Raw genomic sequence first — 10907 nt, forward strand, 5'->3', positions numbered from 1 at the left:
TCACCGTGCTCCCTTATACGAATGATGACCCGATCGTGGCCAAAAAGCTCGAGGACGCGGGGGCAGCCGTCGTCATGCCTCTCGGGGCACCGATCGGCTCGGGGCTCGGCATCCGGAATCCCTATAACATCAGGATTATCCTGGAGGTGGTGCGAGTGCCGGTCATCGTAGATGCCGGTGTGGGAACCGCCTCGGATGCGTCCATCGCTATGGAGCTGGGCTGCGACGGGGTGTTGATGAACACCGGCATCGCCGCTGCCAAAGATCCGGTCACGATGGCGTCAGCAATGCGCCATGCGGTCGAGGCCGGGCGGCTGGCCTATGTGGCCGGGCGCATCCCGAAGAAGCTCTACGCCTCTGCCTCTACCCCCCTGGAAGGGATGCCCGAGCTTATTTAAACGCCGGCTTCCGGATTCCCGTCCGCCGTTTTCCCGTCTCGCAAACCGACAGCACTCTACCAACCATCTATCTATGTCACGCCTCAAAGATGATCCCCGCAGATGGGGGCTTTATGTTGTCACCGATCGCACGCAAACCGCGGGCAGGCCGCTCGAGGAGGTGACTCGCGCCGCCCTCGCAGGAGGAGCCAGGGTCTTTCAGCTGCGGGAAAAAGATCTCGAGGCCCGGGAGCTCACGGTACTGGCCGAACGACTTATCGGCGTCATCCGTCCCGCCGGAGGCCTGCTGCTGGTCAACGATCGCATCGATGTGGCCCTCGCTGTCGGAGCCGACGGGGCCCATCTGAGCCAGCGGAGCCTTCCACCGGCCGTCGCCCGTCGCCTGTTAGGCCAGGGACGGCTCCTCGGCGTTTCCTGTCACTCTCTTGCAGAGGCAGCGGAGGCTCAGGAGGGGGGGGCCGATTTTATCCTCTTGGGGCCGATCTTCTTTACGCCGTCTAAGGCATCCTCTGGTGCTTCGCTGGGCCTCGAAATCCTGAAGCAGGTTCGGTCTCATATCCATCTTCCCATTCTCGCCATCGGAGGCATCAACCGGACAAACCGGCAGGAGGTCCTTACCGCAGGGGCAGACGGGGTCGCGGTCATCTCCGCGGTCATGGCTGCGCCCGATGTTTCTGAGGCGGTGAGAGCCTTGCTACCCTAGCCGCATTCTTGACTCGGGAGCCTCAGCGCTCGGGTTCGGCTTGTCCCTCAGGGTCTTGCTGCGTGAGCCGCCGGCGCCACGCCGCCAGCCGCTGGCGTATCTCGGCTTCGTATCCCCGATCCGAGGGCTCGTAGTACGTGCGGCCTTTCAGCTCCGGAGGCAGGTGTTCTTGGTCCACAAGGGCATCGGGGTGGTCGTGCGCGTACCGGTAACCCACCCCAAAGCCCAGACCTTTCATGAGGGGAGTCGGCGCGTTGCGGAGATGGAGCGGCACCGGTGGAACGGGTCCCTCTTCCACATCCGTGCGAGCCTTTTCGAAGGCGCGATAGACGGCGTTCGACTTGGGCGCAGTGGCGAGGTAACAGGCGCACTGAGCCAGGGCGAGCTCGCCCTCGGGACTTCCCAGCATGTGGTATGCCTCCTTGGCCGCGACCGCCACCGAGAGGGCGGCCGGGTCGGCGGTGCCGATATCCTCCGAGGCGATGCGAATGAGTCGCCGGGCGATGTAGAGAGGGTCTTCGCCTGCGGTGAGCATCCGAGCCAACCAATAGAGGGCTGCGTCGGGGTCGCTGTCCCTCAGGCTTTTGTGGAGGGCGGAGGTGATGGCATAGTGTTCGTCTCCCGCCTTGTCGTAGAGCAGGCTTCGGCGCTGGGCTGCCTCCTCGAGGATGGTCAGGGTGATTTCACGCGTCCCGTCGGGGCGCCGGGGCGCGATCTGTGTGGCGAGCTCCAGCGTATTGAGGGCAATTCGGGCGTCGCCCGACGCCAGGCGGAGCAGATGGGGAAGGGCCTCCGGGTAGAGATGGGGCTTTTGGAGGCCGAGGCCCCTTTCCGGATCCTCGAGGGCTCGCTGTATGATCACGGACAGGTCGGCTTCGGAAAGGGGGTCGAGGCGAAAGACCTTGACGCGAGAGAGGAGTGGAGCGATGACCTCAAAGGATGGATTTTCCGTGGTGGCCCCGACGAGGGTGATGACCCCTTTCTCCACATGGGGGAGAAAGGCATCCTGCTGCGCCTTGTTGAATCGGTGGATTTCGTCGATGAAGAGGATGGTCCGCTGTCCTTGCTGCTGTTCATGCCACTGCGCCTGTTTGATCACCTCCCGGATCTCCCGGATCCCGGCGGTGACGGCGGAGAAGGGGACGAAGGCGGCCCGTGTTCGCTCGGCGATCAGATACGCGAGTGTGGTCTTTCCCGTACCCGGCGGTCCCCAGAGAATCATAGACGGAACCTCACCGCTGTCGAGGGCGAGGCGCAAGACCCGCCCCTCTCCCAACAGGTGGGTCTGTCCCACGAACTCTTCGACGGTTCGAGGCCGTATCCGATCCGCGAGGGGTGCTTTCCTCTTTCGGTCACTTTTCTTGGGCTGCTCGAACAGCTCCATGTCTGATAGCCTGCTTGGATGCTGGAAAGCTAATACGCTCGGACGCTCAAAGAGTCGGAACCTGCTGCGTTGCCTTTTGGACCTCCTAGCCTCCCAGCCTCCTCGCGTCCCAGCCTAAGTTGCTGACAGCCGACTGGTGATTGCGATTTTAGCGTCCCTTGAAAACGGGTTTACGCTTGTCAATGAAAGCTTGGATTCCTTCTAGTGCGTCACCGGTTACGACAGCCATGGCAAATAGGCTTGCCTCGTGTTCAAGTCCATCGGCCAGAGGCATTTCCACTCCATGGATCACGGCCTCGAGACACAGCTGGAGGACGGTCGGGGATTTGGTCAAGAGCAGGCGAGCGAGCTTCTCTGCCTCGGGCATCAGCTCATTTGATGGGACGACCTTATTCACGAGGCCAATCCGGTATGCATCCTGCGCGTCGATCATTTCTCCTGTGAGAATGAGCGCCATCGCGTGCTTGCGTCCCACCTGGCGGGGGAGGCGCTGTGTGGCTCCCCAGCAGGGATTGAAACCGATGTTGATCTCGGGTTGGCCAAATTTCGCGGTGTCGGCGGCGATGGCCAGGTGACAGGCCTGAACGATCTCAGAACCGCCACCCAAAGCAAACCCGTTCACCGCGGCGATGACCGGCTTGCCCAGCCGCTCGATGAGGGTGACTAACTTCTGTCCCTTCCGGGCGAACTGGTCTCGAGCGGAGGCGGCCCCTTCCGCGAGGCCGGCAAGGACCTCCCGAATGTCACCCCCGGCGATGAAAGCCTTCTCCCCGGCCCCTGTCAGGATCACCACCCCCACTGCGGGGTCGTCGCGGGCCCCGAGAAAGGCCTGCTCCAGTTCCTGCATGGTGGCTGCGGCCAAAACGTTCAAAGCCTGGGGCCTGTTGATGGTGATCGTAGTAATCCCTTCGGAGGTCTGGACTTGAAGGTGTTCGTAGGCCATGGTCACCTCTCTTGGAGCTCACTGCACGTTAAAACTCTCCATTTTTGCCACGAGTTGCTCAACCGCCGCGACTGGGTCCGGTGCCCTGAGGATCGGACGACCGACCACGATGTAGTCCGCACCGGCCTGCAGGGCATCCCGGGCGGTGGCGATGCGGCGCTGGTCATCAGTTTCGGCCGCTGCCGCTCGGATACCCGGGGTCACGAGGAGAAGGCCCGGGCCAAGGTTCCGCCGGATTACCTCTGCCTCCCTGGGGGAGGCGACCACCCCGTCGAGGCCTGCATCCTTGGCCTGGCCGGCGAGGGAAAGGACTTGCTCCTCGACCACCCGCCCGATCCCCAGCGTCTGGAGATCTGCCTGAGCTAGACTAGTCAGGACGGTCACGCCGAGGAGGCGAGGGCGCTCGATCCGTAAGGACTCGGCCTTTTCGGCCACCGCTTCTGCCGCCGCCCGCATCATCTCTGATCCCCCGGAAACGTGAACGTCTAGCATGAAAACCCCCAAATCTACGGCGTTCGCCGCCGCGGCTGCCACCGTCTGGGGAATGTCGTGGAACTTGAGGTCCAGGAAGACCCTGCCTCCCCGCTCGTGAATCCCCGCAATCACCCGGGGCCCATCCGCGGTGAAAAGCTGTAGCCCGACCTTGAAGACGTGGATCCGTCCCCGGAGTCGTTCGACCATCCCCTCGGCCGCTTGCCACGAGGGAAGATCGAGCGCAAGAATCAAGCGTTCCCGCACAGTCATCGCATCCTTCAGCCACCCACGGTGAGCTGCATCAGATCCTCGGCGAGAAGGATTTCCCCGGGGAATTCCTTCCGACAGGGGGTCAGCAAATCCTTTCCCCGACACGAGGGATAGAAGTGGGTCAAGACGAGCAATTTTGCACCGGCCCGGGCTGCCATCTCGCCAGCCAGGCTTGGCGTAAGGTGTCCGGTGACCTTTTGCTCCTCCGGAAAGGCGCATTCAAGGATGAGCAAATCGACACCCCGAGCCAACTCGATCAGGGCCTCAGAGTAATCCGTGTCCCCCGAGCAAACAAAGGAGCCATGTTGGGCGTCGATCCGATAGGCGAGGCTGACATCGGTGTGGGGGACGGACCGAGTCGTCAGGCGCCACGAGCCAAAGTCAATCGTCTCCTCCTTCAGCTCTTGGAGTTCCAGTTCGAAGGGAAGATTAGCCACCCAGGGGCCGTAGAGTTCTCCCAGGAGGTGGTAGTGGCGCCGAAGCCCACGCGGCCCACCAACCCAGAGAGGGCGCTGCCGGCCGATCTCGGGACTCCGAAGCGCAAAAAGGAGGTGGGGGAAGTCCCCCACGTGATCCGGGTGGTAGTGGGTGTAGAGCACCCGATCCACCGCATCGAGCCTCACCCCCGCTCGAACCAATTGGTGCAAGGTGCCAGTGCCACCGTCTAATAGGAGATACTCATCGGCCACCTCCACGAGGAGGCCGGGCGACGCCCGCTCGGAGCAGGGAACCGCGGTACCCGATCCGAGCACGGTCACCCTCATGCCGGATTTCCTTTTGGGAGGGCACTGGACATACCTTATCATTATCATTGACTTCTATTTGGGTCAATTCAGAGGCTGTGGTGAAGCTGCAGATTGCAATCCAGCAGGGCTCGATCCTCGAGGCGGCGGTTGACGCAATCGTCAATGCCGCCAATAGCCAGGGGCGGATGGGGGGCGGCGTGGCTGGTGCGATCAAGCGAGTGGCTGGAAGAGAAGTAGAGGAGGAGGCGGTCGCGCGGGGACCCACTCCCGTTGGGGAGGCGATTCTCACGAGTGGCGGGAAGACCCGGTTCCGGGGAATCATTCATGCCCCGACCATGGAACGACCGGCGATGCGAATCGCGGTCGAGAACGTGGGGAAGGCGACGACAGCCGCCCTGCGCCTGGCGGAGGCAAAATGTTTTGCCACTATCGCTCTGCCAGGCATGGGGACGGGGGTCGGCGGCGTCGATCACGAGGCAGCAGCCAAGAGCATGATTGACGCCGTCCGGCAGTTTCCCGCGGAACGTCTTCAGCAAGTCCTCCTGGTCGACATCGATCCTGCCATGGTGGCGGCGTGGCGGCAGGCGTTAGCCGAGTGGGAAGGGACATCATGAGGCGAATCGTCCTGGGGCTCTCCTTGTTCATGGTGCTGTACCCCGTAAAGGGTTGGGGGGCGTTCGAGCTCACGTCAGAGACAACCCGGCAGATCCTCACCGGTACCGATCACATGGCGAACCTCGATTACGCTGAGGCCCGAAATGCCTTCTCGCACCTCAAGGGTCTTCCTGGCGGTGATCTGCTCTACCCCTTTCTGGATGGTGTGATGGAGATGGACGAGGCCTTTCAGGAGGAGCGAGAAGAAGAGGAGGTGGAAGAAATCCTTGATCATTTTCTCGATCGGATGGAGCCGGTGCTGGTCCAGGGGGAGTCCCTCTTGGCCGAGACACCTGACAGCCCGGATCTGCTCCTGACCCTGGGGATTATCCGGGGGGTGAAGGCGGCCGTGGATCGGGTGCGGAAGAACTATTTTGCCGCGTATCACGGGATTCGCGAAAGCCATCATCACCTCACGCGTACACTCGAGGTGGCCCCGCACCGGGTTGATGCCTTGTGGATGTTGGGGCTTTACGACTATGCCATCACCCGAGTCCCGGCACTGCTCAAGCCGCTCGTCTCTCTCGTGCTTCCCTCCGGAGAGGGTCGGGACCATGGCCTCGAGCGGCTCAAGCGGGTGGCACGCGAGGGGACCGTGGCGAAGGTGCCGGCGATGGTGGCCCTCGTCCGGATTCTGAGTGGCTGGGAGAAGCGGTTTGAAGATGCACTTCCCTATGCGGAGGTCTTGGCAAACCAATATCCGGGAAATCCAGAATTCCTTTTTCTGCTCTCCTTTCTCTACTCCGAGACCCAGCAGACCCCACAGGCGCTCGCCGTAGCGGAAGCGATCCGGAGAGCGATAAAGCAAGAACGCCCTCACTTTCCTTCGGAAGTCACCCCCAGATATCTTCAGCTTCGGGGCAAGATCGCCATGGATGCCGGTGCGTACGAGCAGGCCCTCAGCTTTTTCCGGCAGGCGATTGAGACGCAAAATGTCAAGTATGCCTGGATCACGGCCTGGGCACATACCCGGACCGGGATGGTCTATGATCTGCTGGAGGATCGAGAGAAGGCGGTGGAGGCTTATCACCGCGCCCAGGAGATCGAGGCAGGGGGGCTGGCACAGGAGACGGCCGAGCGATACCTGTCAGAACCCTACCGGGGCAAGGTCCAAAAGCCCCGCGGATAGATGGGGGTCAGGAGTTTTTCTCGGTGGTGCTCGGCACCTGCGCTGGGCGCGGATTTCCATTGACAACGCCCCGCAGGTTCTGATATACGCCGGGCACCGCCACACAGGAGAGGACCTCTGTATCTTTTAACCCATGATTAGGAGGGCAGCAGATGACGAAAGCGGATATGGTTAGCCGGATGGCCAAGGACGCTAAGGTGACCAAACGGGCCGCCGAGGCGGCGTTGGACAGTGCCCTCAAGGGTATCAAGGATTCATTGAAGAAAGGTAAGAAGGTCACCCTGGTTGGATTCGGAAGCTTTGCCATAGGACGGCGGAAGGCGCGGACGGGCCGGAATCCCCAGACCGGCAGGCCCATTAAGATTCCTGCTGCACGGGTGGTCCGGTTCCGGCCGGGGGCCGAACTCAAGAAGGCCGTGAAGTAACTGAGCACACTGGCACTTTTTCATGATCCGACGTCCAGAAGGGGAGTCGCGAGGCTTCCCTTCTTTCGTTTCTTTCATTGACACCGATGCCGGGATGGCGGAACAGGAAGACGCGACAGACTCAAAATCTGTTGGGCCTTCGGCCCGTGGGGGTTCGACTCCCCCTCTCGGCACCACAAATTCCCGCACCGAGCGTGCCCACCTAACCTCCTGCACCCTGTAGAGCAACCAGGCTGGTTGGGTCCGGTTGCGTCGGTGATGGCTACCCCCGCCCCGCGTTCCTTCCTGCTCCGGTCTTCGTCCTCAAACTGCTCCTCAGTGAATTCGCCGATCTGCTCTACACGAGCCAGCGGATCGTGCCTCAACGGATTCAGCAAGCAGGCTACAAATTCCGCCATCCCACGTTAGAGGAGGCGCTCCGGGCCATCCTGGCCTGAGGCATGGTGCCCGGCAGCGCTTAGCTCTGCGTGTGGGCGTGCACGCCGGCAAGCTCCTCCAGCAGCGTGATGACGGCCGAGTGGTCCAGGCCTCCCCGGCCCTTCACGCGGAGGGCCGAGAAAAGTTCCTGGACGATCGATGTCGTCGGGAGCGGAACCTGTAAGGCCCGGGCGGCCTCCATGATCAGTCCCAGGTCCTTGTAATGGAGGTCAGTTTTGAATCCGGGCTGGAAGTTCCCCTTGATCATCTGCGGCCCCTTCATCTCCAAACACCGGCTACCCGCCATTCCGCCGCTCAAGGCCTGGATCAGACGTTCTAGGTCCAGGCCAGCCTTCGCCCCGAGCGTTAGGGCCTCACCGATGGCGGTGAGGTTGATGGCCACGATCACCTGATTGGCCAGCTTCGTAAACCCGCCTGCTCCGGCTGGTCCCATGTAGGTGATCGTCTTTCCCATCGCCCGGAAGATGGGGACGACCGCCTCAAAGACCTCTTGATCCCCCCCGGCCATGATGGAGAGGATTCCCTCGATGGCTCCATTTTCCCCCCCGCTTACCGGAGCATCCAGGGCCTTGACGCCCTTTTTTTTCGCCTCGCCGTAGATCTGCTGAGAGACGAGGGGAGAAATCGTGCTCATATCGACCAGGATCGTCCCTGCCTTGGCCCCTTCCAGGACGCCGTTCGCCCCGAGCACGACCGCCTCCACATCGGGCGAGTTCGGCAGCATCGTGATGACCACCTCAGAGCGTGCCGCCACGTCCTTGGGCGACGACCCCAGGGTGGCCCCCTCACGTTTCAGCTCCTCCATGGCCGGTTGTGAGCGGTTATAGACAGTGAGAGCGTGCCCCCCCTTGAGGAGATTCCGGGCCATGGGTTTTCCCATGATTCCGAGTCCGATAAAACTGATTGTCTGCGCCATAACGATTCCCCTCCGCGTAATAACGACCGATGACCGATGACCGCTGAAGCCGATGACCGCTAAAACCGACGACCGAGGGCAGTAAGAGACTCGTGATGCCTTTGACCGTTTTTAAAGATAGGATATCAGATTTCAACAATTTGTAGGGCGGCATCATACGCCACCGCAACTGTCGTTTCAACTATTTGTCGATCCGCATGGCCCAAGATCCTCGACATGGAGCCGGCTTCACGGGGTGTCGGGAACGAATAAATGACGCGCTTTCGGGGTTATAGGGAGTAGGCCCGGACGCCCGGGCGCGGCCCCAAAAGCCTTGACAAATGAGCGTTCGCTCTTATAGGGTACGCCCACACAATCGTTGCCCCCCGCCTGGCAACACATCTCACCATATAACCGAAAGGAGGAGTACTCATGAGCGATACCGTAGGACTCCCCACAGATGGCACCCGCCCAGAGGTATCACGGCGCACCTTTCTGAAGAAAGCGGCCGTGGCCACCACTGCGGCCGGCGTGGCAACATTGGGTTTCCCGATGGTGGCGCGGGCCAGGCCGGTCGTGTTGAAGATGCAGGGCGCCTGGGGTGCGAAGGACATCTTCAACGAGTACGCCGTAGACTACGTCAAGCGCGTTAACGCAATGTCGGGCGGCAGCCTCAAGATCGACTATTTGGTCTCCGGCGCAGTGGTCAAGGCGTTTCGCGTCCAGGACGCCGTCCACAAAGGGGTGCTCGACGGCGGGCACCAGGTGAGCGTGTATTGGTACGGCAAGAGCAAGGTGGCCTCGCTCTTCGGCACGGGCCCCGTCTTTGGCCAGGATGCGCACCTCGGACTCGCCTGGATTCACTACGGCGGCGGCCAGCAACTCTATGACGAACTGATCGAGCGACTGGGAATCAATACCGTCGGGTTCTTCTGCATGCCGATGCCGACCCAGCCACTCGGCTGGTTCGGAGCGCCGATTAAGGATGCCAGGGATTTGAAGGGCCTCAAGTACCGCACCGTGGGTCTGGCGGCCAATCTGTTTCAGGAGATGGGCGTCAAGGTGACCCAGCTTCCCGGCGGCGAGATCGTCCCGGCGCTGGAGCGGGGCGTGATCGAGGCCTTCGAATTCAACAATCCGACCTCGGATAAGAGCTTCGGCGCCCATGACGTCAGCAAACACTACATGTTGGGGAGTTACCACCAGGCTGCAGAGTTCTTCGAGATCATCTTCAACAAGGACACGTTCAAGAAGCTCTCAAAGGAACACCAGGCGATCCTGAAATATGCGGCCGAGGCGGCGAGCTCGGATAACTTCTGGAAGGGGATTGACCGCTACTCAGCGGATCTCTTGTGGCTGAAGAATAGGGCAGGTGTCAACATCTACCGGACGCCGGCGTCGGTCATGGCCGCCCAGCTCAAGGCGTGGGACATCATCCTCGAGCAGCTGGAAAAGGAGGATCCCTTTTTCAAGAAGGTGGTGGCGTCCCAAAAGGCCTTCGCGAAGCGGACCGCCTACTACTACCTCCTGAACCAGTGCGACTACAAGCTGGCCTATGACCATTACTTCCCCGGCCAGCTTGGATTCTAACAGGCGAGCCCGCAGTTGGCCGAGAAGGGTGTCTGATGGTGGTGTGGGGCGGCGCTCAACAGCGCCGCCCCACCTGTATTATGGTGGGTAGAGGCCATATCGAGTAGGGGGGCGCCAGTATGGACCGGGTGGTGTTCTTTATCAATAAATTAAGTATGTGGATAGGGCATGCCTTCGCCTGGTGCATCCTGGTCCTGACCTTTGCGATAAGCTACGAAGTGTTCGTTCGCTACGCGCTTAGGGATCCCACCGCCTGGGCGTTCGACGTTAGCTACATCATGTACGGGGCGCTCTTCATGATGGCCGGGGCGTACACGCTTTCGCGGGATGGCCATGTGCGCGGGGACGTCTTCTATCGGCTCTGGCCTCCCCGCGTCCAGGCGGGGGTCGAGCTTGTCCTATATTTCCTGTTCTTCTTCCCCGGCATGCTGGCGCTGGTCTACGCCGGGTACGATTACGCGGCCGAGTCCGTCGGGTGGAGGGAAGCCAGTATCAATAGCCCCGCGGGGGTCAAGATATATCCCTTGAAAATCATCCTTCCCGTCTCTGCGTTCTTCTTGCTTCTTCAGGGGATCGCGGAGTCTATTCGGTGCATCCAGTGCCTGAGGACCGGCGAGTGGCCAAAGCGACTGCACGATGTGGAGGAAATGGAAACGCTCATCCGGGAGAGAAAGCGGGAAGAAGACACGAGGATGGCGGCTCAGCAGGGCGGCACGGCCGAGGGAGAGGCGACATGACCGATCCACAAGTCGCCATGCTGATGATGGTGTCCTTTATCTTCCTCATCCTTCTCGGTTTCCCCATTGTCTTTACCCTGATCGCGATGGGTGTGGGCTTTGGCTATTACGCGTACGCCAC

Annotated in this window: 12 protein-coding genes and 1 tRNA gene; 8 read left to right on the top strand and 5 right to left on the bottom strand. The window is 61.3% G+C overall.

The genetic code is table 11. The features are described 5' to 3' along the window. Together O6929_02700 and thiE are read left to right on the top strand one after the other, a co-directional pair. On the top strand, positions 1-398 hold a 398-nt coding region (locus O6929_02700; protein MCZ6479306.1), incomplete at its 5' end, for a thiazole synthase. A gap of 73 nt (positions 399-471) precedes the next feature. Further along, positions 472-1101: a thiamine phosphate synthase gene (gene thiE / locus O6929_02705; GenBank protein MCZ6479307.1), complete on the top strand. Its 630-nt coding sequence runs from the start codon at positions 472-474 to the stop codon at positions 1099-1101. Between the two features lie 22 nt (positions 1102-1123). Here the strand turns inward: thiE and O6929_02710 are convergent, their stop codons facing one another. From O6929_02710 to O6929_02725, 4 genes are all read right to left on the bottom strand, one after another. Continuing rightward, positions 1124-2485, bottom strand: coding sequence for a replication-associated recombination protein A (locus tag O6929_02710; GenBank protein MCZ6479308.1), 1362 nt, complete (start codon positions 2483-2485; stop codon positions 1124-1126). Between the two features lie 148 nt (positions 2486-2633). Continuing rightward, the gene (locus O6929_02715; protein ID MCZ6479309.1) at positions 2634-3428 is read right to left on the bottom strand and encodes an enoyl-CoA hydratase-related protein; all 795 of its coding nucleotides are present in this window, start codon (positions 3426-3428) and stop codon (positions 2634-2636) included. An 18-nt stretch (positions 3429-3446) separates the two neighbouring features. Further along, positions 3447-4172, bottom strand: a complete 726-nt coding sequence (gene pyrF / locus O6929_02720) for an orotidine-5'-phosphate decarboxylase (GenBank protein MCZ6479310.1) — start codon at positions 4170-4172, stop codon at positions 3447-3449. A gap of 8 nt (positions 4173-4180) precedes the next feature. Further along, complete coding sequence (locus O6929_02725) at positions 4181-4936, bottom strand: MBL fold metallo-hydrolase (protein MCZ6479311.1); 756 nt, start codon at positions 4934-4936, stop codon at positions 4181-4183. Positions 4937-5016: 80 nt separating this feature from the next. Here O6929_02725 and O6929_02730 point away from each other — a divergent pair, with 80 nt between their 5' ends. From O6929_02730 to O6929_02745, 4 genes are all read left to right on the top strand, one after another. Next, on the top strand, positions 5017-5532 hold the full coding sequence (locus O6929_02730) for a macro domain-containing protein (protein MCZ6479312.1): 516 nt from the start codon (positions 5017-5019) through the stop codon (positions 5530-5532). Then, a complete protein-coding gene (locus O6929_02735) occupies positions 5529-6701 on the top strand; it encodes a hypothetical protein (protein MCZ6479313.1) in 1173 nt (390 codons plus the stop codon). Before O6929_02730 ends, O6929_02735 begins: the two co-directional genes overlap by 4 nt. Before the next feature lie 152 nt (positions 6702-6853). Beyond that, positions 6854-7126 carry an HU family DNA-binding protein gene (locus O6929_02740; GenBank protein MCZ6479314.1) on the top strand — a complete coding sequence of 91 codons (273 nt, stop codon included), beginning with the start codon at positions 6854-6856 and terminating at the stop codon, positions 7124-7126. An 88-nt stretch (positions 7127-7214) separates the two neighbouring features. Beyond that, positions 7215-7302, top strand: a tRNA-Leu gene (locus O6929_02745). Positions 7303-7583: 281 nt separating this feature from the next. Here the strand turns inward: O6929_02745 and O6929_02750 are convergent. Next, positions 7584-8480: a 2-hydroxy-3-oxopropionate reductase gene (locus O6929_02750; GenBank protein MCZ6479315.1), complete on the bottom strand. Its 897-nt coding sequence runs from the start codon at positions 8478-8480 to the stop codon at positions 7584-7586. Positions 8481-8891: 411 nt separating this feature from the next. Between O6929_02750 and O6929_02755 the strand changes: the two genes are divergently transcribed. Both O6929_02755 and O6929_02760 read left to right on the top strand, forming a co-directional pair. After that, positions 8892-10049 carry a TRAP transporter substrate-binding protein gene (locus O6929_02755; protein ID MCZ6479316.1) on the top strand — a complete coding sequence of 386 codons (1158 nt, stop codon included), beginning with the start codon at positions 8892-8894 and terminating at the stop codon, positions 10047-10049. A 119-nt stretch (positions 10050-10168) separates the two neighbouring features. Next, positions 10169-10786 carry a TRAP transporter small permease subunit gene (locus tag O6929_02760; protein MCZ6479317.1) on the top strand — a complete coding sequence of 206 codons (618 nt, stop codon included), beginning with the start codon at positions 10169-10171 and terminating at the stop codon, positions 10784-10786. Positions 10787-10907 lie beyond the last annotated feature (121 nt).

Source organism: Candidatus Methylomirabilota bacterium (assembly GCA_027293415.1).
Classification (GTDB): domain Bacteria; phylum Methylomirabilota; class Methylomirabilia; order Methylomirabilales; family CSP1-5; genus CSP1-5.